Below are 25788 nucleotides of genomic sequence, written 5' to 3'. Positions count from 1 at the left end.
GATCCCACTCATGCGCGCGCTCCAGGTATGGCGCCGCATCCGCCAGCAGTCAGGAGAGACCGGTGTCAGACGTCCGTGTGATCATCCAACGCGATTCCGAGCGGGAAGAGCGCACGGTGACGACGGGCACCACGGCCGCCGACCTCTTCGCCGGCGAGCGCTCGATCATCGCGGCACGGGTCGGCGGTGAGCTGAAGGACCTCGGCTACGAGGTCCAGGACGGTGAGACGGTCGAAGGCGTCGAGATCTCCTCCGAGGACGGCCTGAACATCCTGCGGCACTCCACCGCGCACGTCATGGCCCAGGCCGTGCAGGAACTCTTCCCCGAGGCGAAGCTGGGCATCGGCCCGCCGGTCAAGGACGGTTTCTACTACGACTTCGACGTCGAGAAGCCGTTCACGCCCGAGGACCTCAAGGCCGTCGAGAAGAAGATGCAGGAGATCCAGAAGCGCGGCCAGCGCTTCTCCCGCCGCGTCGTCACCGACGAGGCCGCCCGCGAGGAGCTGGCGGACGAGCCGTACAAGCTGGAGCTGATCGGCCTCAAGGGCTCGGCGTCCAGCGAGGATGGCGCGGACGTCGAGGTCGGTGCCGGTGAGCTGACGATCTACGACAACCTGGACGCCAAGACCGGCGAGCTGTGCTGGAAGGACCTCTGCCGCGGTCCCCACCTGCCCTCCACCCGGAACATCCCGGCGTTCAAGCTGATGCGCAACGCGGCCGCCTACTGGCGCGGCAGCGAGAAGAACCCCATGCTGCAGCGCATCTACGGCACCGCCTGGCCGTCCAAGGACGAGCTGAAGGCGTACCTGGACTTCCTCGCCGAGGCCGAGAAGCGCGACCACCGCAAGCTGGGCTCCGAACTCGACCTGTTCTCCATCCCCGAGCAGATCGGCTCGGGCCTCGCGGTCTTCCACCCCAAGGGCGGCATCGTGCGCCGGGTGATGGAGGACTACTCGCGCCGCCGCCACGAGGAGGAGGGCTACGAGTTCGTCTACACCCCGCACGCGACGAAGGGGAAGCTCTTCGAGACCTCGGGCCACCTGGACTGGTACGCCGACGGCATGTACCCGCCCATGCAGCTCGACGAGGGCGTGGACTACTACCTCAAGCCCATGAACTGCCCGATGCACAACCTGATCTTCGACGCGCGCGGCCGCTCGTACCGTGAACTGCCGCTGCGCCTTTTCGAGTTCGGGACCGTGTACCGGTACGAGAAGTCGGGCGTCGTGCACGGCCTGACCCGGGCCCGCGGCTTCACCCAGGACGACGCGCACATCTACTGCACGCGTGAGCAGATGGCCGAGGAGCTCGACAAGACGCTCACCTTCGTGCTGAACCTGCTGCGCGACTACGGCCTCACGGACTTCTACCTGGAGCTGTCCACCAAGGACCCGGAGAAGTTCGTCGGCTCGGACGAGGCCTGGGAGGAGGCCACCGAGACGCTGCGCCAGGTCGCCGAGAAGCAGGGTCTCCCGCTGGTCCCGGACCCGGGCGGCGCGGCCTTCTACGGTCCGAAGATCTCCGTCCAGGCGAAGGACGCGATCGGCCGCACCTGGCAGATGTCGACGGTCCAGCTGGACTTCAACCTGCCCGAGCGCTTCGATCTCGAGTACACAGGACCGGACGGTGCGAAGCAGCGCCCGGTGATGATCCACCGCGCCCTGTTCGGGTCTATCGAGCGGTTCTTCGCGGTGCTGCTCGAGCACTACGCGGGCGCGTTCCCGGCGTGGCTGGCCCCGGTGCAGGCGGTCGGCATCCCGATCGGCGACGCGCACGTGGAGTACCTGGAGCGATTCGCCGCCGTGGCCCGGAAGAAGGGGCTGCGCGTCGAGGTGGACTCCTCCTCGGACCGGATGCAGAAGAAGATCCGCAACGCCCAGAAGCAGAAGGTGCCCTTCATGGTCATCGCGGGCGACGAGGACATGGCGGCCGGCTCGGTCTCGTTCCGCTTCCGGGACGGCTCGCAGGAGAACGGCATCCCGTTCGACGAGGCCGTCGCGAAGATCGCGAACGTCGTCGAGGAGCGGGCGCAGGTCTGACACGTACGTGACGGAGGGCCCCCGGGACGTTCAGCTCCCCGGGGGCCCTTGGCCGTTCCCCCCGGCGTGAGAACTCCTGCATCAGCCACGAGGAGAAGCAGCCCGCCACCGCGCCCAGGAGCGCGAGCCCGCAGCCCATCAGAGCGGCGACCAGCCGCCCCGGCGGTGTCACGGGGACGGCGTCGCCGTAGTCACAGAGTGGACACGGCCCACCACAGCGAGTCGCCGAAGGTGTGGATCGTCGAGCGCGGGCATCCCGCTCCAGGTCGTACACCGTGAGAGCGGCGATGAGACCGAGCAGGGTGCCCGATGTGCCGCGTACAGCATCACCCGCCCCTGGAGGGACAACCGGGGAGGATGTCCCTTGCGCTTCCGCACGGCGTCATAGACCCGCATGACGCGAACCGGCCGCAGCAGGGGGAGCAGTACGACCACCGAGTCCAGCCAGTGCCGGTGGACGAAGCGGGCGCCCAGAGAGCCACGACGCCGGCGCACCGCGTAGTCGACGACGAACAGGGCCCATCCGGCGCAGGTCACCGCCAGACACAGATCACGCACCGGACAGGGCAGCCCGCGCCCGAGGACCCGTACCGCGAACGAGGCGAGATACAGCAGTGAGGCGATCCCGAGCGGGACCCCCATCCGTCGCTCCCAGCGGGCCGTACGGCTGTCGTCGTCCATCCGGCCGGCTTGGCTCGGGACGGTTTTCGCCGAGCCCCGCCGACACGCCGCGAACGGGCGAAGCCATATGCTGCACTGCATGACCAGTGAGCCGGAGCAGCAGATCGGAGTAGGGACGCAGGACGCGTTCCAGCGTCTGTGGACGCCCCACCGGATGGCCTACATCCAGGGCGAGAACAAGCCGACCGGTCCGGGGGCCGGTGACGGCTGCCCGTTCTGCGCGATTCCGGCCAATTCCGATGAGGACGGGCTGATCGTCAAACGCGGTGAGCAGGTGTACGCGGTGCTCAATCTGTACCCGTACAACGGCGGCCATCTGATGGTCGTGCCCTACCGCCACGTCGCCGACTACACGGACCTCACCCGGCCGGAGACCGTGGAACTCGCCGAGCTGACCAAGCAGGCCATGACCGCCCTGCGCACGGCCTCGGGCGCCCACGGCTTCAACATCGGCATGAACCAGGGCACGGTCGCGGGCGCGGGCATCGCCGCCCATCTGCACCAGCACATCGTCCCGCGCTGGGGCGGTGACACGAACTTCATGCCGGTCATAGGTCACACGAAGGTGCTGCCGCAGTTGCTCGCGGACACCCGCAAGATGCTGGCGGAGGCCTGGCCCGCGCAGAGCGGCCCGTCCGGGGAGTAGGGGCGAGGCGCCTCGGGGCGCAGGCCACCGAGGGCGTCCGCCCCGTCCGTGCGGCCGGCGCGGGCGCTACGCGTCGTAGACGTCGGCCTTCCGCGGTGACACGTCCTGCACCTGCGTGCTGAGGAACGCCGACCGCGTGCCGAACTTCTCCGTGTCCACGCCGTTCTCCTCCAGCACCCGGATCGCCGCCGCGTGCACCACCCGCAGCACGGGCGTGGCCGCGCGCAGCGCGTCGTCCGCCATGAAGCGGTGCCGCCAGGGCTGGTCCGCCCAGGCGTGCCGCAGTCCGAACGGCTCGGGCAGCGTCAGCGAGCCGCCGAGCCAGTTCAGCAGGGGCGGATACCAGGTGAACGGGGCGCGGACCGAGAGGCGCACCACCTCGTCCGTGTCCACCAGCGGAAGCTTCACCTCCCGCGTCTCCCAGAACCTGACCTGCTTCTGCACCTTCTTGGTCGGTGCCGAGGGCTTGGTCGTGAACAGCGCGTTCACCGGTCCGAGAGCATGCCCGGTCACCTCGATGCGCAGCGTCTCGTGCAGCACCGTCACCGTGATCAGCATGGTGATGATCAACTGACCGTCCCAGAGCGTCCACTGGACCCCCAGGTAGTGCCGCTCACCCCCACCGAACTGCTGCTTGTTGCAGATCTCCTGTATGGCGTGGGTCTTGATCTGGTACGCGTCCACGTCCGTTCCCTTGGGACGCGAGACCTCCTTGGCCTTCTCCCCGATGGGACTGACGATCCAGTGCCGGATCGACGGGGTGGGGAAGCCGCCGGTGTTGAGCGGGCCGCGCACCAGCATCCCCAACTGGTCGTGGATGGCCTTGATCACGTCCCAGCTGCGGAAGGGGTGAATCTCCTTGTCCTTCTCGCGCGGCACCAGGTCCTCGGCCAACTGCCAGCTGCCCCAGCGGGTGCCCATGCCCAGGATGCCCTTGGGCCCGGCGTAGAAGACGGAGTTGGACTGCTGCTCGGCGCTGAGCCGGGCGAGCGCCTGGCGCAGCCGCTCGGCCGAGGTCTCGCCGGGGCTTCCGGGCACCGCCTCGGGGATCTTGGCGCCGAGGCCGCCACCGGCGAGCAGGCTCTCCCAGCGGTCGCGCAGATCCTTCGCGGTCCGCTCGCAGATCTGCTTCGCCCACAACCAGCCGACGACCGGCATGACGACCGAGGCGCGTGCGTACCACGCCCAGAAACCCGTGAAGGGCATACGGATCAGGAAGATCACCGCAAGGGCGCCCACACCGAACAGCAGCGCGGTACCGAGCGCGGAGGCGCGCTTGTCGTCGCGCTTGGCCACCGAGGCGCGGATCTGGAAGACCAGCAGCCACACCAGCATCCCCGGCAGGAACAGCACTCCGCAGAGCACCGTCACCGCCGAGAGCCAGTTGTCCCGCTCCCGGCGGATGCGGTGGGCGGCCAGGCAGTGCTCCACGACCACCTGGGGCTCGGTACCGAAGGACTGGATGAGCGCCTTGCGATTGGCCCCCAGCATGCGGTCCCGCACCGCGAGCGAGAAGGCCTCACCGAGGTTGGGCCGGAAGATCTTCGCCCAGGGACGGCCGGTGCTGACGGTCGACTCGTGCCATTCGTTGTTGGCGTCGAGGATCGTCTCGACCTTCGCGTCCCGGTAGGCGGCAGACGCCAGGGCATAGGTCGCCGCCGTCTGGCCCGCGGAGCCCGAGAGGGGCACCTGCGCCCCGGGGCTGAAATCGAACCCGTCCGTCACTGCCGCCCCCTCGCCGCCGAACCCGCTCCTGCGGCCTTCCCGACTTCCTTGCTCCGCACACCTGTTGAACAGGCCATCGCGCCGATCGCATCCCTGCGTGATCAGGTGATCAGCGTATCCGCACACAGCGGCGTTCGTCGGCGGACGGCCCACAAGTCCGGGCGCGCGGGCGCGCGTTCGCCCTCGGCGCGCGCCCGCCCGGTCGCGGGGAGACCGCCCGGTCCCCGGCACCGGCGCCCCCGGCTCGATCGTGCCGTGCACGCGAGCCGGGGGCGCGGGGTCCGACTACGAGGCCTCCTGCGCCTGTTGACGAACCTTCGCCGCAAGCTGCGGCGGCATCGGCTCGTGCCGCGCGTAGGAGCGGCTGAAGCGGGCGGTGCCGTGCGAGAGGGAGCGCAGATCGACCGCGTAGCGGCCGATCTCGATCTCCGGCACCTCGGCCCGCACCAGGGTGCGGCCGCCGCTCGTCTGCTCGGTGCCGAGGACCCGGCCGCGGCGCCCGGAAAGGTCGCTCATCACGGCGCCCACGTAGTCGTCACCGACGAGCACACTCACCTCGGCCACGGGTTCCAGGAGGTGGATCGTGGTCCCGGCCGCCGCCTCGCGCAGAGCCAACGCGCCGGCCGTCTGGAAGGCAGCGTCGGAGGAGTCCACCGAGTGCGCCTTTCCGTCCAGGAGCGTGATCCGGATGTCGACGATCGGATGGCCCAGGGCCACACCCCTGGCGGCCTGGGCGCGCACGCCCTTCTCGACGGAGGGGATGAACTGCCGCGGTACGGCTCCGCCGACCACCTTGTCCACGAACTCGACGCCGGAGCCGCCGGGCAGCGGTTCGACCTCGATCTCGCAGATCGCGTACTGGCCGTGCCCGCCGGACTGCTTCACATGGCGGCCGCGCCCGGCGGACCTGCCCGCGAACGTCTCGCGGAGGGAGACCTTGTACGGGACCACGTCGACCTGGACGCCGTAGCGACTGCGCAGCCGCTCGAGGGCCACGTCCGCGTGTGCCTCGCCGAGGCACCAGAGCACGACCTGGTGGGTGTCCTGGTTCTGCTCGAGGCGCATGGTCGGGTCCTCGGCGACCAGCCGTGCGAGTCCCTGGCTGAGCTTGTCCTCGTCGGCCTTGCTGTGCGCCTGGATGGCCAGCGGCAGCAGCGGGTCGGGCATCTCCCAGGGCTGCATGAGCAGCGGGTCGTCCTTGGCCGAGAGCGTGTCCCCGGTCTCGGCCCGGTTCAGCTTCGCCACGGACGCCAGGTCGCCCGCGATGCAATGGCTCAGGGAGCGCTGCTGTTTGCCGAACGGCGCGGACAGCGCCCCGATGCGCTCGTCGACGTCGTGGTCCTCGTGCCCGCGGTCGGCCAGCCCGTGCCCGGACACGTGCACCGTGTCGTCGGGGTGCAGGGTGCCCGAGAACACCCGCACCAGCGAGACGCGGCCCACGTACGGATCGGAGGACGTCTTGACGACCTCCGCCACGAGCGGTCCGTCCGGGTCGCACAGCGCGAGCTCACGCGGCTTGCCGTCCGGCGTGGTGACCGCGAGCGCCTCCCGCTCCAGCGGGGTCGGGAAGCCGCCCTTGACCAGTTCCAGCAGTTCGACCGTTCCCAGTCCCTGGCGCCCGCCGTCGGTGGCCGGTGCCGCGGCCAGGACCGGGAAGAACGTCCCGCGTGCGACGGCTCGCTCCAGATCCTTGATCAGGGTGCCGAGTTCGATCTCCTCGCCGCCCAGATAGCGGTCCATGAGGGTCTCGTCCTCGCTCTCGGCGATGATCCCCTCGATGAGCCGGTTGCGGGCCTCGTCGATGAGCGGCTGCTGGTCGGGCCCCGGCTCGGACTCCTTGCGCTCGCCGGAGGAGTAGTCGAACAGCTTCTGTGTGAGCAGGCCGGTCAGCCCGGTCACAGGCGTGTGCCCGTCCGATCCGTGTGCGCCGTGCAACGGCAGGTACAGCGGCAGTACGGCGTCGGGGTCGTCCCCGCCGAACGCGTCGGCGCAGACCCGGGTCATCTCGTCGAAGTCCGCCCGGGAGCCGTCCAGGTGCGTGATCACGAGGGCGCGCGGCATGCCGACGGCGGCGCACTCGTCCCACACCATGCGGGTCGAGCCGTCCACCCCGTCCGAGGCGGAGATGACAAAAAGGGCCGCGTCCGCGGCGCGCAGACCGGCCCGGAGCTCCCCGACGAAGTCGGCGTATCCAGGAGTGTCCAAAAGATTGATCTTGACCCCGTCCCAGTCGACGGGGACCAGGGAGAGCTGCACCGAGCGGTGCTGCCGGTGCTCGATCTCGTCGTAGTCCGAGACGGTGCCGCCGTCCTCCACGCGGCCCGCCCGGTTCACCGCTCCCGCTGTCAGCGCGAGAGCCTCGACCAGGGTCGTCTTGCCCGATCCGCTGTGGCCGACCAGCCCCACATTCCGTACGGACGCGGGGTGGTCGGCCGCCGTAGCCCTGCCGGCGGCTCCGGTGTGTGCATTCGCCTTGTCGCCCATGATCCTGCCTCCCGTGCACGGTGAGGTCACTGGGGGCGCGGACATGCGGATCCGCGTGCGATGGCGGCTCCGTGACGCCCGCGGTGAATTCGAGCTTTGCACTCGCGTCACGGTGCGTCCATACGAAGGACGCGATCCCGCCGTTCGACCGAGGCTTGCGCGGGCGGCCCGTTCGTGATCGTGATGCCACGGGCACGTGACACAGTGTGTGGGTGCCCGGCCGTCGCCCGCTCCCGCTCGTGGCTACGATGGGCCAGCCGGCGGCCACCAGGACCGCGCGGCTCACCGACCGTCGGGAAGGCCATGCTGAACAAGTACGCGCGTGCATTCTTCACGCGTGTCCTCACACCGTTCGCCGCGTTTCTGATCCGCCGGGGTGTCAGCCCCGACACGGTCACACTGATCGGTACCGCAGGTGTGATCGCGGGCGCGTTGGTCTTCTACCCCCGGGGCGAGTTCTTCTGGGGCACGGTCGTCATCACGCTGTTCGTGTTCTCGGACCTCGTCGACGGCAACATGGCCCGCCAGCTGGGCCGCTCCAGCCGCTGGGGCGCCTTCCTCGACTCCACGCTGGACCGGGTCGCGGACGGCGCGATCTTCGGCGGTTTCGCCCTGTGGTACGCGGGCAAGGGCGACAATGACCTCCTGTGTGCTGTCTCGCTCTTCTGCCTGGCCAGCGGACAGGTGGTGTCGTACACCAAGGCCCGGGGCGAGTCGATCGGCCTGCCCGTGGCGGTCAACGGACTCGTGGAGCGCGCGGAGCGGCTGGTCATCTCGCTGGTGGCGGCCGGCTTCGCCGGACTGCACAAGTTCGGTGTGCCCGGTATCCAGGTGCTGCTGCCGATCGCGCTCTGGATCGTCGCCGTCGGCAGCCTGGTCACGCTGATCCAGCGAGTGGTCACGGTGCGCCGGGAATCGGCCGAGGCGGACGCCGCCGCGGCAGCGGAAAAGGGCGAGAACGCCGGGCACGGGAGCGGGGCGGCGAAGTGATCCGCGGGCGGAACGTGCAGAAGAGCGAGGCGCCGACGTGACCAGCTTCCAGGAGCGGCTGACGGACGGGCTGTACGGCCTCGGCTGGAGCACCGTCAAGACGCTGCCCGAGCCCGTCGCAGTGCGGCTGGGCCGCGGTATCGCGGACCTCGCCTGGAAGCGGCGCGGCACGAGCGTGCAGCGCCTCGAGAGCAACTACGCGCGCGTGGTGCCCGGCGCGAGTCCGCAGCGGCTCGCCGAACTGAGCAGGGCGGGCATGCGCTCATACCTGCGGTACTGGATGGAGTCCTTCCGGCTCCCCGCATGGAGCGCCGAGCGTGTCAGGGACGGCTTCGACCCGAAGGACCTGCACTACCTGACCGACGCACTGGCCGAGGGCCGGGGCGTCGTCCTGGCGCTGCCGCACCTCGCCAACTGGGACCTGGCCGGCGCCTGGGTGACCACCAAGCTGGGGATTCCGTTCACGACGGTGGCCGAACGGCTCAAGCCCGAGACTCTCTACGACCGTTTCGTCGCCTACCGCGAGGGCCTCGGCATGGAGGTGCTTCCACACAGCGGCGGCTCCGCCTTCGGCACCCTGGCCCGGCGGCTGCGTGACGGTGGCCTGGTCTGTCTGGTCGCCGACCGGGACCTGTCCGCCTCCGGCACCGAGGTGTCCTTCTTCGGCGAGACGGCCCGCATGCCCGCGGGACCGGCGCTGCTCGCCCAGCAGACCGGTGCGCAGTTGGTGCCCGTGACCCTCTGGTACGACGAGTCACCCGTCATGCAGGGCCGCCTGCATCCCCCCGTCGAGGTACCCGGGACAGGTGCCCGGGCCGAGAAGACGTCTGTCATGACACAGGCGCTGGCCGACGCCTTCGCCACGGGGATCGCCGAGCATCCGGAGGACTGGCACATGCTGCAGCGCTTGTGGCTCGCCGACCTGGACCCGGCCAAGGCCCCCTCGCGGCCCGAGAAGGGGACCCCGTGAGGATCGGCATCGTCTGCCCGTACTCCTGGGACGTGCCGGGTGGCGTCCAGTTCCACATCCGTGATCTGGCCGAGTACTTCATCCGCCTCGGGCACGAGGTCTCCGTGCTCGCCCCGGCGGACGACGACACCCCCCTGCCGCCGTACGTCGTCTCGGCGGGCCGCGCGGTGCCGGTGCCGTACAACGGCTCGGTGGCCCGGCTGAACTTCGGCTTCCTCAGCGCCGCCCGGGTGCGGCGCTGGCTGCACGAAGGCAGGTTCGACGTGATCCACATCCATGAGCCGGCCTCGCCGTCGCTGGGCCTGCTGGCCTGCTGGGCGGCGCAGGGCCCCATCGTGGCCACCTTCCACACGTCGAACCCGCGCTCCCGGGCGATGATCGCCGCCTACGCGATCCTCCAGGCGGCTCTGGAGAAGATCAGCGCCCGGATCGCCGTGAGCGAGTACGCCCGGCGCACGCTCGTGGAGCACCTGGGCGGCGACGCGGTGGTCATCCCGAACGGCGTGGACGTCGACTTCTTCGCCAAGGCCAAGCCCAAGCCGGAGTGGCAGGGCGACACGATCGGCTTCATGGGGCGCATCGACGAACCGCGCAAGGGACTGCCCGTTCTCATGCGGGCCCTGCCGAAGATCCTCGCCGCCCGGCCGCAGACGCGGCTCCTGGTCGCCGGACGCGGCGACGAGAAGGAGGCGGTCGAGACACTTCCCGAGGACCTGCGCCCGCGAGTGGAGTTCCTCGGGATGATCAGCGACGAGGAGAAGGCCCGCTTCCTGCGCAGCGTCGACCTGTACGTGGCGCCCAACACCGGCGGTGAGAGCTTCGGGATCATCCTGGTGGAGGCGATGTCCGCACAGGCGGCCGTGCTCGCCTCCGACCTCGATGCCTTCGCCCAGGTCCTCGACCGGGGCGCGGCCGGCGAACTGTTCGCCAACGAGGACGCCGACGCACTCGCCGACGCCGCCGTGCGGCTGCTGGAGAACCCGCAGCGGCGCGAGGAGCTGCGGCGGCGGGGCGGCGCCCATGTACGGCGCTTCGACTGGTCGACGGTGGGTGCGGAGATCCTGTCGGTCTACGAGACGGTGACGGAGGGCGCGGCCGCCGTGGCCGCGGACGAGCGGGCGAGCCTGCGGGCACGACTGGGTCTGGCGCGGGACTGAGCCCGGGCGCCGTCTTCCGGCATGGACGCGTGCGCGTGCTGTCGGGCGGGCGTTCGGCGCGGTTGGTCCCAGGTGCTGCTGCGCGTGCCGGTCGGCGGGCTCCGGCCGGTCTGCGAGTCGGCTACGGAGGGCGCGGGCGCCGTGTACGGGTGCCTGGGCGATCCCCGGCGTGGTCGCGTGCTTGTGCGGGACGTGCCGAACCCCGTAGGCCCGCCGGGCGCCGTCCGACCCCCGCACGGAAGCCGTGGGCCGCCTCCGTGGCCGGGTAGGACGCGAGGGGCGTGCGCGAGCGGCCCGGTAGCCTTGCGGCCCGTGAGCCCAACCCTCATCTGGATCCTCGTCGTCCTCGTCGCGATCGGCCTCTATCTGAGCTGGACCGCGGGGCGCCTCGACCGGCTGCACGCCCGGATCGACGCGGCGCGTGCCGCGCTCGACGCGCAGTTGCTGCGGCGTGCGTCGATCACCCAGGAGCTGGCGACCTCCGGCGTACTCGACCCGGCCGCCTCGATCGTGCTGTACGAGGCGGCGCACGCCGCCCGCCAGGCGGAGGAGGATCAGCGCGAGGTCGCCGAGAGCGAGTTGAGCCAGGCATTGCGGGCCGTCTTCGAGGAGGCCCCGCAGGTGCAGGCGGTGCAGCAGGCACCGGGCGGCGAGGAGGCGGCCCGGGAGCTGACCGAGGCCGTGCGCAAGGTGCCGATGGCCCGGCGCTTCCACAACGACGCGGTGCGCGCCGCGCGGGCACTGCGGCGCCACCGCAAGGTGCGCCTGTTCCGTCTCGCCGGCCACGCGCCCTTCCCGATGGCGTTCGAAATGGACGACGAGCCACCGACCGGGCTCGTGGGCCGTTCGACCGTGTGACCGCCCGCGAGACGGGGTGAAACCCGCCGGTGGCACCCCCTGCCGGGGCAAAACGATCCACCGGCTCACCATTGGCCCTTGCCGTGGCCTGTTCACCTCACGTTTTCTCTCGTCGAGCAGAATTTCCTCTTTCGCAGAGTGAGGTCCCACCCGTGTCCAGCACGCTCTCCACCCCCCAGAACCCCGAGACCGGCACAGCCCGCGTCAAGCGCGGCATGGCCGAGCAGCTCAAGGGCGGCGTGATCATGGACGTCGTCACGCCGGAGCAGGCGAAGATCGCCGAGGACGCGGGCGCCGTCGCCGTCATGGCTCTGGAGCGGGTCCCGGCCGACATCCGCAAGGACGGCGGGGTGGCCCGTATGTCCGACCCGGACATGATCGAGGGCATCATCGAAGCCGTCTCGATCCCGGTCATGGCCAAGTCCCGGATCGGCCACTTCGTCGAGGCCCAGGTCCTGCAGTCCCTCGGCGTCGACTACATCGACGAGTCCGAGGTGCTGACCCCGGCCGACGAGGTCAACCACTCCGACAAGTGGGCCTTCACCACGCCGTTCGTCTGCGGCGCCACCAACCTCGGCGAGGCCCTGCGCCGTATCGCCGAGGGCGCGGCCATGATCCGCTCCAAGGGCGAGGCCGGCACCGGCAACGTCGTGGAGGCCGTGCGCCACCTGCGCCAGATCAAGAACGAGATGGCCCGCCTGCGCGGCTACGACAACCACGAGCTGTACGCCGCCGCCAAGGAGCTGCGGGCCCCGTACGAGCTGGTCAAGGAGGTCGCCGAGCTGGGCAAGCTCCCGGTCGTGCTGTTCTCCGCCGGTGGTGTCGCCACCCCCGCCGACGCCGCGCTGATGCGCCAGCTCGGCGCCGAGGGCGTCTTCGTCGGCTCCGGCATCTTCAAGTCGGGCGACCCGGCCAAGCGTGCCGCCGCCATCGTGAAGGCGACCACCTTCTACGACGACCCGAAGATCATCGCCGATGCCTCCCGCAACCTCGGCGAGGCCATGGTCGGCATCAACTGCGACGTTCTCCCCGAGAGCGAGCGCTACGCCAACCGCGGCTGGTAGACCGGGCCGGCACCACATCACAGAGGACACCACGTACATGACCGACGCACCCGTGATCGGCGTCCTGGCCCTTCAGGGCGACGTACGGGAGCACCTCATCGCCCTGGCCGCGGCAGACGTCGTGGCCAGGCCGGTGCGGCGCCCCGAAGAGCTCGCCGAGGTCGACGGCCTCGTCCTCCCCGGCGGCGAGTCCACCACCATCTCCAAGCTGGCCGTCCTCTTCGGAGTGATGGAACCCCTCCGCGCACGCGTGCGCGGCGGGATGCCCGTCTACGGCACCTGCGCGGGCATGATCATGCTCGCCGACAAGATCCTCGACCCGCGGTCGGGCCAGGAGACCGTCGGCGGCATCGACATGATCGTGCGCCGCAACGCGTTCGGACGTCAGAACGAGTCGTTCGAGGCGGCGGTCGACGTCGACGGTGTCGAGGGAGATCCTGTAGAGGGCGTCTTCATCCGCGCCCCCTGGGTCGAGTCCGTCGGAGCGGGGGCCGAGGTGCTCGCGGAGTACGACGGCCACATCGTCGCCGTTCGCCAGGGCAACGCGCTCGCCACGTCGTTCCATCCGGAACTGACCGGCGACCATCGCGTGCACGCCCTGTTCGTCGACATGGTGCGAGCCGAACGGACGGCGGAGTCCTTGTAGGATCTCTGGCGTTCACACAGAGATGGGTTACGCGAAGGAGACAGGCAGATGTCCGGCCACTCTAAATGGGCCACGACGAAGCACAAGAAGGCCGTGATCGACGCCAAGCGCGGCAAGCTCTTCGCGAAGCTGATCAAGAACATCGAGGTCGCCGCCCGCACGGGCGGGTCGGACCCGGACGGCAACCCGACCCTCTACGACGCCATCCAGAAGGCGAAGAAGCAGTCTGTCCCGAACAAGAACATCGACTCCGCGGTCAAGCGCGGCGCGGGCCTCGAGGCCGGCGGTGCCGACTACGAGACCATCATGTACGAGGGTTACGGCCCGAACGGTGTCGCGGTGCTCATCGAGTGCCTCACCGACAACCGCAACCGCGCCGCCTCCGACGTCCGCGTCGCCATGACCCGCAACGGCGGCTCCATGGCCGACCCGGGCTCCGTGTCGTACATGTTCACCCGCAAGGGTGTCGTGATCGTCCCCAAGGGCGAGCTGACCGAGGACGACGTACTGGGTGCCGTGCTCGACGCGGGCGCCGAGGAGGTCAACGACCTCGGCGAGTCCTTCGAGGTGATCAGCGAGGCGACCGACCTGATCGCGGTCCGAACCGCGCTCCAGCAGGGCGGGATCGACTACGACTCCGCCGAGGCCAACTTCGTGCCCTCCGTACAGGTCGAGCTGGACGAGGAAGGCGCCGTGAAGATCTTCAGGCTGATCGACGCGCTCGAGGACAGCGACGACGTGCAGAACGTCTTCGCGAACTTCGACGTCAGCGACGAGATCATGGAGAAGGTCGAGGCGTAACACCGCCGCGAACCGACCGGGCCGACGGGACATCACCCGTCGGCCCGTCGCTTTGCCGATCGTTGTCGGTGGCACCCGATAGCCTGCACGAACCGGGGAAACCGCTCGTCGGCGGCCCGGCGAGATCGAACGGAGGGGCGCGTGCGCGTACTTGGGGTGGACCCCGGACTGACCCGATGCGGTGTCGGGGTCGTCGAGGGCGTTCCCGGGCGGCCGTTGACCATGCTCGGCGTGGGCGTCGTCCGTACCCCCGTGGACGCCGATCTCGGGCACCGCCTCGTCGCCGTCGAGCAGGGCATCGAGCAGTGGCTGGACGAGCACCGGCCCGAATTCGTCGCCGTGGAGCGGGTGTTCAGCCAGCACAACGTACGGACGGTGATGGGCACCGCCCAGGCCAGTGCCGTCGCCATGCTCTGCGCCGCCCGGCGCGGCATCCCCGTCGCCCTGCACACCCCCAGCGAGGTCAAGGCCGCCGTCACCGGCGCGGGACGTGCCGACAAGGCACAGGTCGGTGCCATGGTCACCCGGCTGCTCCGGCTCGACGCCCCGCCCAAGCCTGCCGACGCCGCCGACGCCCTGGCCCTCGCCATCTGCCACATCTGGCGCGCCCCCGCACAGAACCGACTCCAGCAGGCCGTCGCCCTGCACGCATCGAAAGGCCGCTCCTCATGATCGCCTTCGTCAGCGGCCCGGTCGCCGCCGTCGCCCCGGACTCCGCGGTGGTCGAGGTGGGCGGCGTGGGCATCGCCGTCCAGTGCTCGCCGAACACCCTCTCCGGCCTCAGGGTGGGCCGGCAGGCCAAGCTCGCCACCTCCCTGGTCGTGCGGGAGGACTCGCTGACCCTGTACGGCTTCGCGGACGACGACGAGCGCCAGGTCTTCGAGCTGCTGCAGACCGCGAGCGGTGTCGGTCCGCGCCTGGCCCAGTCGATGCTGGCGGTGCACAGCCCGGACGCCCTGCGGCGTGCCGTGGCGACCGGTGACGAGAAGGCGCTCATCGCGGTCCCCGGCATCGGCAAGAAGGGCGCCCAGAAGCTGCTCCTGGAGCTGAAGGACCGCCTCGGCGAGCCCATCGGCGCTCCCGCGGTCGGCAGGCCGGTGACCTCCGGCTGGCGCGACCAGCTGCACGCGGCCCTCATCGGCCTCGGATATGCCACCCGCGAGGCGGACGAGGCCGTTGCCGCGGTCGCCCCGCAGGCGGAGAGCGTCGAGGGCGCACCGCAGGTCGGTGTCCTCCTGAAGGCGGCCCTGCAGACCCTGAACCGAGCCCGCTGACCCGCCGGCCCGACCACCACACCCCGAGGCACACCACATGAACTGGGACGACACGTCCGACACCCCCGCCGCCGAGCGGCTCGTCGGCGCGTCCGCCGACCGTGAGGACCAGGCCGTCGAGGCCGCGCTGCGCCCCAAGGACCTGGACGAGTTCATCGGCCAGGAGAAGGTGCGCGAGCAGCTCGACCTCGTGCTGCGCGCCGCCCGCGCCCGGGGCGCCACCGCCGACCATGTACTCCTGTCCGGCGCCCCCGGCCTCGGCAAGACGACGCTGTCGATGATCATCGCGGCGGAGATGGGCGCTCCCATCCGCATCACCAGCGGTCCCGCCATCCAGCACGCCGGCGACCTCGCGGCGATCCTCTCCTCCCTGCAGGAGGGCGAGGTCCTCTTCCTCGACGAGATCCACCGCATGTCCCGGCCCGCCGAGGAGATGCTCTACATGGCGATGGAGGACTTCCGCGTCGACGTGATCGTCGGCAAGGGACCGGGCGCCACCGCCATCCCTCTGGAGCTGCCGCCGTTCACCCTGGTCGGCGCCACCACCCGGGCCGGGCTGCTGCCGCCCCCGCTGCGCGACCGCTTCGGCTTCACCGCGCACATGGAGTTCTACGAGCCCGTGGAGCTGGAGCGGGTCATCCACCGCTCGGCGAGCCTCCTCGACGTCGAGATCGACACCGACGGGGCGGCGGAGATCGCTGGGCGGTCGCGTGGCACCCCCCGTATCGCCAACCGCCTGCTGCGCCGTGTCCGGGACTATGCGCAGGTCAAGGCCGACGGCGTGATCACCCGCGAGATCGCGGGCGCGGCGCTCGGCGTCTACGAGGTGGACGCCCGCGGCCTCGACCGGCTCGACCGTGCGGTCCTCCAAGCGCTGCTCAAGCTGTTCGGCGGCGGCCCCGTGGGCCTGTCCACGCTGGCGGTCGCGGTGGGGGAGGAACGTGAGACCGTGGAAGAGGTCGCCGAACCGTTTCTGGTCCGGGAGGGCCTTCTCGCCCGCACCCCGCGAGGACGTGTGGCGACCCCGGCGGCCTGGACCCATCTCGGCCTCACCGCGCCCCACGGATCCACGGGGGGAAACGGACAACAGGACCTGTTCGGGGCGTGACGGCGCGGTACTCGCACCACCAGGAACCCCGGTGCCATGCTGAGCGTTGTTCCATGCGTGCGGACTCGCTTAGACTCCGCCGATGCCGCCTCTAAGGGGCGGTGCCGACCACCCCCATCCACCAGGCCGCCGATTCAGCGGTCGTGCGAAGGAAACTCCGTCCCGTGAATACCTTGACCCTCCTCCCGTTCATCGTGCTCATCGCGGCGATGTTCCTCATGACCCGTTCGGCCAAGCGCAAGCAGCAGCAGGCCGCGAACATGCGCAACGACATGCAGCCCGGCAGTGGTGTCCGCACGATCGGGGGCATGTACGCGACGGTCAAGGAGGTCAACGAGGACACGGTCCTTCTTGACGCGGGCCCGGGCGTGGAACTGCTCTTCGCGAAGAACGCGATCGGCGCCGTCCTCACCGACGACGAGTACAACCGCATCGTGCACGGCGTCGAGCACGATCTGAAGGCCGACGGCAGTGTGGTGCCGGACGACGCCTCCTCCCTCACCGAGACCGACGAGCCCGCCGCCGACGCCTCCGACGACAAGCCCGTGGACCTCGGCAAGAAGGACGCGGCCGAGGACGCCGCCGACAAGCCGGCCGAGGCGAAGGCCGACGCAGCAGAGCTCAAGAAGACCGACGGCGAGGCCGACGCGAAGTAGCCGTGTCCCGGGACCGGAGCGCCGACGCGCCCCGGTCCCGGGTTGTGCGGTTTTCGCGCGGAATCCCGACAAAATGTCATGGCCCCCCGCACGCTGACCCCGCGCGCGGCGGCCTGAGAGGGAGTACGAGAAGGTGGCAGCACCGAAGAAGGGCCGGAGCGCGAGCGCCCAGAGCAAGCCAGGTCGCTCGCTGGCCCTCATCCTGATCGCCATCGCGGCGCTCACCGGGGGAATGTTCGCCTCCGGACACACCACTCCGCGTCTCGGCATCGACCTCGCCGGTGGCACGAGCATCACGCTCGCGGCGAAGAGCGGCCAGGAATCCGCGATCAACAAGACCAACATGGACACCGCGGTCGACATCATGAACCGCCGTGTCAACGGTCTGGGTGTCTCGGAGGCCGAGGTCCAGACGCAGGGTGATCGCAACATCATCGTGAACATCCCCCGGGGCACGAACTCCAAGCAGGCCCGGGACCAGGTCGGCACCACGGCCAAGCTGTACTTCCGCCCCGTTCTGGCCACCGAGGTCAGCGGCGCCGCGGCCTCCCCGGGCGCGACGCCGAGCGCCTCCGGCAGCCCTTCCGCGCAGTCCGGCAGCAAGGCGACCTCGTCCGGCTCCCCGACTCCGTCCGGGTCCGCCACGCCGTCGGCGACCGCCACCTCGCAGGGCCGCCCGGTGACGGACGCCCTGAAGGCCACCTCGTCGCCGACGCCGTCCGGCTCCGCCCCGGCCTCCTCGAGCGCACCCAGCGCCTCCCCGTCGCCCAGCGGCGGCTCCGACGCGACCGCCGCGCTCCAGGCCCAGTACGCCGCGCTGGACTGCGCCGCCCCGGCCGTGCGTGCCAAGGCCGGTGTGGGCGCCAAGCCCACCGAGCCCACGGTCGCCTGTGGTCAGAACTCGCAGAAGCAGTGGCAGAAGTACGTCCTCGGCCCGGCCGAGGTCGCCGGTACGGACGTGAAGAAGGCCCAGGCGGTCTACGACACCCAGGGCGCAGGTGGCTGGAAGGTCACCATGGACTTCACGTCCGCGGGTGCCAAGAAGTTCGCGAGCATCACCGGGAAGCTGGCGCAGAACCAGTCGCCGCAGAACCAGTTCGCCATCGTCCTCGACGGTGAGGTCGTCTCGGACCCCTACGTCCAGCAGGCGCTGACCGGCGGCAACGCCGAGATCACCGGCAGCTTCGACCAGACCGAGGCCAAGGACCTGGCCAACGTCCTGTCCTACGGTGCCCTTCCGCTCTCCTTCGAGGAGCAGAGCGTCACGACCGTCACCGCCGCGCTCGGCGGTGAGCAGCTGCACGCCGGTCTGATCGCCGGTGCGATCGGCCTCGCGCTGGTCGTGATCTACCTGGTGGTCTACTACCGCGGTCTGTCGATGATCGCGATCGCGTCGCTGCTGGTGTCGGCCGTCCTCACCTACGTGATCATGTCGCTGCTGGGCCCGACCATCGGCTTCGCGCTGAACCTGCCGGCGGTCTGTGGTGCCATCGTCGCCATCGGTATCACCGCGGACTCGTTCATCGTGTTCTTCGAACGCATCCGGGACGAGATCCGAGAGGGCCGCTCGCTGCGGCCCGCCGTCGAGCGGGCCTGGCCGCGTGCCCGGCGCACCATCCTGGTCTCGGACTTCGTGTCGTTCCTCGCCGCGGCGGTGCTGTTCATCGTCACCGTCGGCAAGGTACAGGGCTTCGCCTTCACGCTCGGTCTCACCACGGTTCTCGACGTGGTCGTCGTCTTCCTGTTCACCAAGCCGCTGATGACGATCCTCGCGCGCCGCAAGTTCTTCGCGAGCGGCCACACCTGGTCCGGCCTCGACCCCAAGCGTCTCGGCGCCAAGCCGCCCCTGCGGCGTACCCGTCGTCCCTCCGCCCCCGTCGACCCGAAGGAGGCGTGAGAGATGTCCAAGCTCGGCAACCTCGGCGCCAGGCTCCACCGAGGCGAGGTCGGTTATGACTTCGTCGGCAATCGCAAGATCTGGTACGGCGTCTCGATCCTGATCACCCTCGCGGCCATCCTCGGCCTGACGGTGCGCGGCCTGAACATGGGCATCGAGTTCCAGGGCGGTGCCGTCTTCACCACCCCGAAGACCAGCGTCTCGGTCGCGCAGGCCGAGACGTACGCGGAGGACTCCGCGGGTCACCAGGCGGTCGTGCAGAAGCTCGGCACGGGCGGTCTGCGCATCCAGATCGCCGGTGTCGACACCGGCAAGGCCGACCAGATCAAGGACCAGCTCGCCAAGGACCTCAGCGTCGACTCCGAGAAGATCAACGCGGACCTGGTCGGTCCCAGCTGGGGCGAGCAGGTCGCCAGCAAGGCCTGGCAGGGCCTGGCGATCTTCATGGTCCTCGTCGTGATCTACCTGGCGATCGCCTTCGAGTGGCGCATGGCCGTCGCGGCTCTCGTCGCGCTGATCCACGACATCACCATCACGACCGGTATCTACGCCCTCGTCGGCTTCGAGGTCACGCCCGGTACGGTGATCGGTCTGCTCACGATCCTCGGTTACTCGCTCTACGACACGGTCGTCGTCTTCGACAGCCTCAAGGAGCAGACGAAGGACCTCACCAAGCAGACCCGCTGGACCTACAGCGACGTCGCCAACCGCTCCATCAACAGCACCCTGGTGCGTTCCATCAACACCACCGTGGTGGCGCTGCTGCCGGTCGCCGGTCTGCTGTTCATCGGTGGTGGCTTCCTCGGCGCGGGCACGCTGAACGACATCTCCCTGTCGCTCTTCGTCGGTCTCGCGGCCGGTGCGTACTCGTCGATCTTCATCGCCACGCCGCTCGTCGCCGACCTCAAGGAGCGCGAGCCGCAGATGAAGGCCCTCAAGAAGCGCGTTCTCGCCAAGCGGGCCCAGGCCGCCGCGGCGGAGGAACCCCTCGACGAACGGGCGGCCGGGGACCCGGACGACTTCGAGCCGGATGACGCCGCGCCTGCCGTCGTGGGTCAGCGTCACCAGCCCGCGTCGCGCACCCGTGGTCGCGGCCGACCCTCCGGAAAGCGCCGATGACCGACATACGCACCCTGCTCCTCAGCCGTATCCGGGACGTCCCGGACCACCCGGAGCCGGGCGTGATGTTCAAGGACATCACGCCGCTGCTCGCGGACCCGGCGGCGTTCTCCGCACTCACCGAGGCGCTGGCGGAGCTGACCGCGCGGTACGGGGCGACGAAGATCGTCGGTCTGGAGGCCCGGGGCTTCATCCTCGGCGCCCCGGTCGCCGTCCGCGCGGGCGTCGGCTTCGTCCCCGTGCGCAAGGCGGGCAAGCTCCCCGGTGCCACCCTCAGGCAGGCGTACGACCTGGAGTACGGCACCGCCGAGATCGAGGTGCACGCCGAGGACCTGTCCGCCGAGGACCGCGTGATGGTCGTCGACGACGTCCTCGCCACCGGCGGCACCGCCGAGGCCTCGCTCCGGCTCATCCGCCGGGCGGGCGCCGAGGTGGCCGGTGTGTCCGTGCTGATGGAGCTGGGCTTCCTTGGCGGGCGTGCCCGCCTGGCGCCGGCCCTCGACGGGGCACCGCTGGAGGCGCTGCTTCAGGTCTGAGACCCACTGCGGTAACCCGAGCGCAAGGGTGCGGAGGGCCGCAGTACACCGTGAGGCGGGCCCGGAGGAATCCGGCGCCCGCCTCGTGCGTTTGTACGAGCGAAGGTCGTCCCCACACACTGGAGGCGAGCCCGGAGCCCAGGATCGCTACCATGGGGTCTCCGGGGCCTGCCCGAGGGACCCGGAACGCGCAGAGGAGCCCTGTTGCCAGACGAGGCCCAGCCACTGACCGCCGCCAAGCCCGAGCCGACGTCGAAGGCCGCGGCGAAGCCCGCAGGGAGTGCGAAGGACGCCCCGCACGGGCCGGTCGAGCACGCCCAGTCGGCGCCCGTCGGCCAGGCCGCCGAGCAGTCGCGCCCCAAGCCGGCCCCCGCCGAGCGCTCCGCGGCGGTTCGCCCCACTCCGGCCCCGCCCTCCCGCTCCGGCTCCTCGAACCGTGTGCGGGCGCGCCTCGCCCGGCTCGGTGTGCAGCGTGCCAACCCGTACAACCCGGTCCTCGAGCCGCTGCTGCGGATAGTGCGCAGCAACGACCCCAAGATCGAGAACGCGACGCTGCGCCAGATCGAGCGCGCCTACCAGGTCGCCGAGCGCTGGCACCGCGGCCAGAAACGCAAGAGCGGCGACCCGTACATCACGCACCCGCTCGCGGTGACGACGATCCTCGCCGAGCTGGGCATGGACCCGGCGACCCTGATGGCGGGGCTGCTGCACGACACCGTCGAGGACACCGAGTACGGTCTCGAGCAGCTGCGCCGTGACTTCGGGGACACCGTCGCGCTCCTCGTCGACGGCGTCACCAAGCTGGACAAGGTGAAGTTCGGCGAGGCGGCGCAGGCCGAGACCGTGCGCAAGATGGTCGTCGCCATGGCCAAGGACCCGCGCGTCCTGGTGATCAAGCTCGCCGACCGCCTGCACAACATGCGCACCATGCGCTACCTCAAGCGCGAGAAGCAGGAGAAGAAGGCGCGCGAGACGCTGGAGATCTACGCGCCGCTCGCCCACCGGCTGGGCATGAACACCATCAAGTGGGAGCTCGAGGACCTCGCCTTCGCGATCCTCTACCCCAAGATGTACGACGAGATCGTGCGCCTGGTCGCCGAGCGCGCCCCCAAGCGCGACGAGTACCTCGCCATAGTGACCGACGAGGTCCAGGCCGACCTGCGCTCGGCACGCATCAAGGCGACCGTCACCGGCCGACCCAAGCACTACTACAGCGTCTACCAGAAGATGATCGTCCGCGGCCGTGACTTCGCGGAGATCTACGACCTGGTCGGCATCCGCGTGCTCGTCGACACGGTCCGCGACTGCTACGCGGCACTGGGCACGGTCCACGCCCGCTGGAACCCGGTTCCGGGGCGGTTCAAGGACTACATCGCGATGCCCAAGTTCAACATGTACCAGTCGCTGCACACGACGGTCATCGGGCCCAACGGCAAGCCCGTCGAACTGCAGATCCGCACGTTCGACATGCATCGCCGCGCCGAGTACGGCATCGCCGCGCACTGGAAGTACAAGCAGGAGGCCGTCGCGGGCGCCTCCAAGGTCCGTACCGACGCGCCTCGTTCGAACGCCAAGGACAAGGACGCCGTCAACGACATGGCGTGGCTGCGCCAGTTGCTGGACTGGCAGAAGGAGACCGAGGACCCGAGCGAGTTCCTGGAGTCCCTGCGCTTCGACCTGTCCCGCAACGAGGTCTTCGTCTTCACGCCTAAGGGCGACGTCATAGCGCTTCCGGCCGGTGCCACCCCGGTGGACTTCGCGTACGCGGTCCACACGGAGGTCGGCCACCGGACGATAGGGGCCAGGGTCAACGGCCGTCTTGTACCCCTCGAATCCACCCTGGACAACGGCGACTTGGTGGAGGTCTTCACCTCCAAGGCACCGGGTGCGGGCCCGTCCCGCGACTGGCTCGGCTTCGTCAAGTCGCCGCGTGCCCGCAACAAGATCCGCGCGTGGTTCTCCAAGGAGCGGCGCGAGGAGGCGATCGAGCAGGGCAAGGACGCGATCGCTCGGGCGATGCGCAAGCAGAACCTGCCGATCCAGCGCATCCTGACCGGCGACTCCCTTGTGACGCTCGCACACGAGATGCGCTATCCGGACATCTCGTCCCTGTACGCGGCGATCGGCGAGGGCCATGTGGCCGCTCAGAACGTCGTGCAGAAGCTGGTGCAGGCGCTCGGCGGCGAGGAGGCCGCCACCGAGGAGATCGACGAGGCCGTTCCGCCGGCCCGGGGCCGCGGCCGCAAGCGGCGCCGCAACCAGGACCCGGGCGTCGTGGTCAAGGGCGTCGAGGACGTGTGGGTCAAGCTGGCCCGCTGCTGTACGCCCGTCCCCGGCGATCCGATCATCGGCTTCGTCACCCGGGGCAGCGGGGTGTCGGTCCATCGCACCGACTGCGTCAACGTGGAGTCGCTGTCGCGGGAGCCCGAGCGCATCCTCGAGGTGGAGTGGGCCCCGACCCAGTCCTCGGTCTTCCTCGTGGCGATCCAGGTGGAGGCGCTCGACCGCTCACGACTGCTCTCGGACGTGACCCGGGTCCTGTCCGACCAGCACGTCAACATCCTCTCGGCCGCGGTCCAGACGTCCCGCGACCGCGTCGCCACCTCCCGTTTCACCTTCGAGATGGGCGACCCCAAGCATCTGGGGCACGTCCTGAAGGCGGTCCGGGGCGTGGAGGGCGTGTACGACGTCTACCGCGTCACGTCGGCACGCAGGCCGTCGTAGTCGTCCTGCGGCCCGGCACACGACCGGCACACGAAAAGGGCTCCCGTACACGAGGTACGGGAGCCCTTTTCGTTCGAGCCCGCGGAACCGGTCAGCCGCCGAACTCCTGCAGCCCCTTGAGAGCCTGGTCCAGCAGCGCCTGACGGCCCTCCAGCTCCCTCTCCAGCTTCTCGGCCTTCGAGCTGTTGCCGGCGGTGCGCGCCTGCTCGATCTGGGCCCGCAGCTTGTCGACGGCCGCCTGAAGCTGCCCCGTGAGCCCCTCGGCGCGCGCCCGCGCCTCCGGGTTCGTACGGCGCCACTCGTTCTCCTCGGCGTCCTGAAGAGCCCGGTCGACCGCGTGCATTCGGCCCTCGACGCGCGGGCGCGCGTCGCGCGGCACATGGCCGATGGCCTCCCAACGCTCGTTGATCGAGCGGAAGGCGACCCTGGCGGCCTTGAGGTCCGTGATCGGCAGCAGCTTCTCCGCCTCCTCGGCCAGCTCCTCCTTGAGCTTGAGGTTCTCGGACTGCTCGGCGTCACGCTCCGCGAAGACCGAGCCGCGGGCCGCGAAGAACACGTCCTGCGCGCCGCGGAAGCGGTTCCACAGGTCGTCCTCGTGCTCGCGCTGGGCGCGGCCCGCGGCCTTCCACTCGGCCATCAGATCGCGGTAGCGCGCCGCCGTGGGACCCCAATCGCTCGAGCCCGACAGTGCCTCGGCCTCCGAGACCAGCCGCTCCTTCGTCTTGCGGGCGTCCTCGCGCTGCGCGTCGAGCTGCGCGAAGTGGGCCTTGCGACGCTTGGAGAACGCCGAGCGGGCGTGCGAGAAGCGGTGCCACAGCTCGTCGTCCGACTTCCGGTCCAGCCGCGGCAGACCCTTCCAGGTGTCGACCAGCGCCCGCAGCCGCTCGCCGGCCGCCCGCCACTGGTCGGACTGGGCCAGCTCCTCCGCCTCGACGACCAGCGCCTCCTTGGAGTGCCGTGCCTCGTCGGACTGCTTGGCGCGCTGTACCTTGCGCTCCTCGCGGCGCGCATCGACCGTCCCCACGAGCTTGTCCAGGCGTGCCCGCAGCGCGTCCAGATCGCCGACCGCGTGGTGCGCCTCGACCTGCTCACGAAGGTGGTCGATCGCGATCTGGGCGTCCTTCGCCGACAGGTCGGTGGTCTGGACGCGCTTCTCGAGGAGGCCGATCTCGACCACCAGGCCCTCGTACTTGCGCTCGAAGTAGGCCAGCGCCTCATCGGGGGAGCCGGCCTGCCAGGAGCCGACGACCTTCTCGCCGTCGGCCGTTCGCACGTACACGGTCCCCGTCTCGTCGACGCGGCCCCACGGGTCGCTGCTCACAGCGCCTCCTCCACATGATGCCTGCGGGGTGCCTCAGCGCCCCCGGCATCGTCCACAGTTTCGTCACCGCCAACATAGGCGACCGGCGGGGCGGCTGTCCGCATCCCGCGCGACCGAAATTTCGCAGTTGACGGTCAGGATTTCGTCACCGACGCCTTGTTGATCACGACGGTCGCGTTCGGCGCTCCGTCACCCGCGCCCGTGTTCTCACCGGCGGCGGCGATCTTCTTCAGGACGCTCATGCCCGCCGGGTCGATGGTTCCGAACGGTGTGTAGCTGGGCGGCAACTGACTGTCCTGGTAGACGAGGAAGAACTGGCTGCCTCCGCTGTGCTTCTGCCCGGTGTTCGCCATGGCGACCGTGCCCGCCGGATAGACGTTCCCCTTCAGGCTCGTGTCCTTGAGGTTCTCGTCCGGGATGGTGTAGCCGGGACCACCCGCGCCGGTGCCCTGCGGGTCGCCGCACTGCAGCACGTAGATGCCGTTGGTGGTGAGCCGGTGGCACTTGGTGTGGTCGAAGAAGCCCTTCTTCGCCAGGAAGTCGAAGGAGTTGACGGTGTGCGGGGCCGCGGCCGTCTTCATCGCGATGCCGATGTCACCGCACGTGGTCGCCAGCTTCATCGTGTACTTGGCCGACGTGTCGATGGTCATCGCCGGCTCCTTCTTCCAGCTCAGCGCCTCGACCTTGCCGGGGGCGGGCTTCTGGCAAGGGTCCGGCGCCTTGCTGGGCGCGGAGGCGCTCGGCGTCACCTCCGCGCTCGCGTTCGCCTTCTTGTCGTCATCGGTGAAGACACCGGTGGTGAACGACACCACGCTGCCCACGACGACCACGCCGAGGACCGATGCGATCACGGCGTTGCGGGTCTGTGCCTTGCGCCGCGTCTCCGTGCGCCGCTGCTGCTGCCGCAAGAACTTCTCCCGGGCGAGCTGTCGCCGCCGCTGATCCTGGCTGACCACGGGGTTGTCTCCTCATGCGTCTCGTACGCCGACGGTTACGCGTGCGTCGGGTGTGCCGTCCGCAGGCGTGTGCCCCGTACCGTATATGGGTTCGCTGAGGAATCGGCAGCGCCGGTAGGCTCTGACCCACAGCCAG

The 25788-nt window shown here is 70.0% G+C and carries 21 protein-coding genes and 1 pseudogene; 17 read left to right on the top strand and 5 right to left on the bottom strand.

What is annotated here, in order from left to right; all coding sequences use genetic code 11:
• Nucleotides 1-62 precede the first annotated feature (62 nt).
• Nucleotides 63-2039, top strand: a complete 1977-nt coding sequence (gene thrS / locus ADL25_RS00705; protein ID WP_059125581.1) for a threonine--tRNA ligase — start codon at nucleotides 63-65, stop codon at nucleotides 2037-2039.
• Nucleotides 2040-2076: 37 nt separating this feature from the next.
• On the opposite strand, the pseudogene ADL25_RS00700 reads toward thrS, so the two are convergent.
• A pseudogene (locus tag ADL25_RS00700) lies at nucleotides 2077-2720 on the bottom strand (two pore domain potassium channel family protein); the annotation flags it as partial.
• 67 nt (nucleotides 2721-2787) lie between these two features.
• Between ADL25_RS00700 and ADL25_RS00695 the strand changes: the two are divergent.
• Nucleotides 2788-3366: an HIT family protein gene (locus ADL25_RS00695; RefSeq protein WP_059125580.1), complete on the top strand. Its 579-nt coding sequence runs from the start codon at nucleotides 2788-2790 to the stop codon at nucleotides 3364-3366.
• Nucleotides 3367-3432: 66 nt separating this feature from the next.
• Here the strand turns inward: ADL25_RS00695 and ADL25_RS00690 are convergent, their stop codons facing one another.
• Both ADL25_RS00690 and ADL25_RS00685 read right to left on the bottom strand, forming a co-directional pair.
• Complete coding sequence (locus ADL25_RS00690; RefSeq protein WP_059125579.1) at nucleotides 3433-5091, bottom strand: hypothetical protein; 1659 nt, start codon at nucleotides 5089-5091, stop codon at nucleotides 3433-3435.
• A 285-nt stretch (nucleotides 5092-5376) separates the two neighbouring features.
• Nucleotides 5377-7575, bottom strand: coding sequence for an elongation factor G-like protein EF-G2 (locus ADL25_RS00685; protein ID WP_059125578.1), 2199 nt, complete (start codon nucleotides 7573-7575; stop codon nucleotides 5377-5379).
• 303 nt (nucleotides 7576-7878) lie between these two features.
• Between ADL25_RS00685 and pgsA the strand changes: the two genes are divergently transcribed.
• From pgsA to ADL25_RS00610, 15 genes are all read left to right on the top strand, one after another.
• Nucleotides 7879-8565: a phosphatidylinositol phosphate synthase gene (gene pgsA / locus ADL25_RS00680; RefSeq protein WP_059125577.1), complete on the top strand. Its 687-nt coding sequence runs from the start codon at nucleotides 7879-7881 to the stop codon at nucleotides 8563-8565.
• 37 nt (nucleotides 8566-8602) lie between these two features.
• Nucleotides 8603-9535, top strand: a complete 933-nt coding sequence (locus ADL25_RS00675; RefSeq protein ID WP_059125576.1) for a phosphatidylinositol mannoside acyltransferase — start codon at nucleotides 8603-8605, stop codon at nucleotides 9533-9535.
• A complete protein-coding gene (locus ADL25_RS00670) occupies nucleotides 9532-10692 on the top strand; it encodes a glycosyltransferase family 4 protein (RefSeq protein ID WP_059125575.1) in 1161 nt (386 codons plus the stop codon). The genes ADL25_RS00675 and ADL25_RS00670 overlap by 4 nt, the downstream gene beginning before the upstream one ends.
• A 303-nt stretch (nucleotides 10693-10995) precedes the next feature.
• A complete protein-coding gene (locus ADL25_RS00665) occupies nucleotides 10996-11550 on the top strand; it encodes a hypothetical protein (protein ID WP_079050100.1) in 555 nt (184 codons plus the stop codon).
• 152 nt (nucleotides 11551-11702) lie between these two features.
• Complete coding sequence (gene pdxS / locus ADL25_RS00660; RefSeq protein ID WP_059125573.1) at nucleotides 11703-12614, top strand: pyridoxal 5'-phosphate synthase lyase subunit PdxS; 912 nt, start codon at nucleotides 11703-11705, stop codon at nucleotides 12612-12614.
• 37 nt (nucleotides 12615-12651) lie between these two features.
• On the top strand, nucleotides 12652-13260 hold the full coding sequence (gene pdxT, locus ADL25_RS00655; RefSeq protein ID WP_059125572.1) for a pyridoxal 5'-phosphate synthase glutaminase subunit PdxT: 609 nt from the start codon (nucleotides 12652-12654) through the stop codon (nucleotides 13258-13260).
• A 48-nt stretch (nucleotides 13261-13308) separates the two neighbouring features.
• Entirely contained in the window at nucleotides 13309-14061 is a 753-nt protein-coding gene (locus tag ADL25_RS00650) for a YebC/PmpR family DNA-binding transcriptional regulator (RefSeq protein ID WP_059125571.1), read from the top strand.
• Nucleotides 14062-14202: 141 nt separating this feature from the next.
• Nucleotides 14203-14733, top strand: coding sequence for a crossover junction endodeoxyribonuclease RuvC (gene ruvC / locus ADL25_RS00645; protein WP_059125570.1), 531 nt, complete (start codon nucleotides 14203-14205; stop codon nucleotides 14731-14733).
• On the top strand, nucleotides 14730-15335 hold the full coding sequence (gene ruvA / locus ADL25_RS00640; RefSeq protein ID WP_059125569.1) for a Holliday junction branch migration protein RuvA: 606 nt from the start codon (nucleotides 14730-14732) through the stop codon (nucleotides 15333-15335). Before ruvC ends, ruvA begins: the two co-directional genes overlap by 4 nt.
• A gap of 37 nt (nucleotides 15336-15372) precedes the next feature.
• Complete coding sequence (gene ruvB / locus ADL25_RS00635) at nucleotides 15373-16443, top strand: Holliday junction branch migration DNA helicase RuvB (RefSeq protein WP_059125568.1); 1071 nt, start codon at nucleotides 15373-15375, stop codon at nucleotides 16441-16443.
• Between the two features lie 164 nt (nucleotides 16444-16607).
• Nucleotides 16608-17099 carry a preprotein translocase subunit YajC gene (yajC, locus tag ADL25_RS00630; RefSeq protein WP_059125567.1) on the top strand — a complete coding sequence of 164 codons (492 nt, stop codon included), beginning with the start codon at nucleotides 16608-16610 and terminating at the stop codon, nucleotides 17097-17099.
• A gap of 133 nt (nucleotides 17100-17232) precedes the next feature.
• Entirely contained in the window at nucleotides 17233-18996 is a 1764-nt protein-coding gene (secD, locus tag ADL25_RS00625; protein WP_059125566.1) for a protein translocase subunit SecD, read from the top strand.
• Nucleotides 18997-18999: 3 nt separating this feature from the next.
• A complete protein-coding gene (gene secF / locus ADL25_RS00620; protein WP_059125565.1) occupies nucleotides 19000-20115 on the top strand; it encodes a protein translocase subunit SecF in 1116 nt (371 codons plus the stop codon).
• Nucleotides 20112-20651, top strand: a complete 540-nt coding sequence (locus ADL25_RS00615; protein WP_059125564.1) for an adenine phosphoribosyltransferase — start codon at nucleotides 20112-20114, stop codon at nucleotides 20649-20651. The genes secF and ADL25_RS00615 overlap by 4 nt, the downstream gene beginning before the upstream one ends.
• 204 nt (nucleotides 20652-20855) lie before the next feature.
• Nucleotides 20856-23375 carry a RelA/SpoT family protein gene (locus tag ADL25_RS00610; RefSeq protein ID WP_059125563.1) on the top strand — a complete coding sequence of 840 codons (2520 nt, stop codon included), beginning with the start codon at nucleotides 20856-20858 and terminating at the stop codon, nucleotides 23373-23375.
• 91 nt (nucleotides 23376-23466) lie between these two features.
• Here ADL25_RS00610 and ADL25_RS00605 read toward each other — a convergent pair whose 3' ends face one another.
• Both ADL25_RS00605 and ADL25_RS00600 read right to left on the bottom strand, forming a co-directional pair.
• Nucleotides 23467-24696 (bottom strand): DUF349 domain-containing protein, encoded by a 1230-nt coding sequence (locus ADL25_RS00605; protein ID WP_059125562.1) that lies wholly within the window; start codon nucleotides 24694-24696, stop codon nucleotides 23467-23469.
• Between the two features lie 134 nt (nucleotides 24697-24830).
• Nucleotides 24831-25652: a peptidylprolyl isomerase gene (locus tag ADL25_RS00600; RefSeq protein WP_059125561.1), complete on the bottom strand. Its 822-nt coding sequence runs from the start codon at nucleotides 25650-25652 to the stop codon at nucleotides 24831-24833.
• Nucleotides 25653-25788: the final 136 nt, after the last annotated feature.

The sequence above is a fragment of the Streptomyces sp. NRRL F-5122 genome (assembly GCF_001507435.1).
Classification (GTDB): Bacteria; Actinomycetota; Actinomycetes; order Streptomycetales; family Streptomycetaceae; genus Streptomyces; species Streptomyces lannensis.
This window is presented reverse-complemented; position numbering and strand designations above follow the sequence as displayed.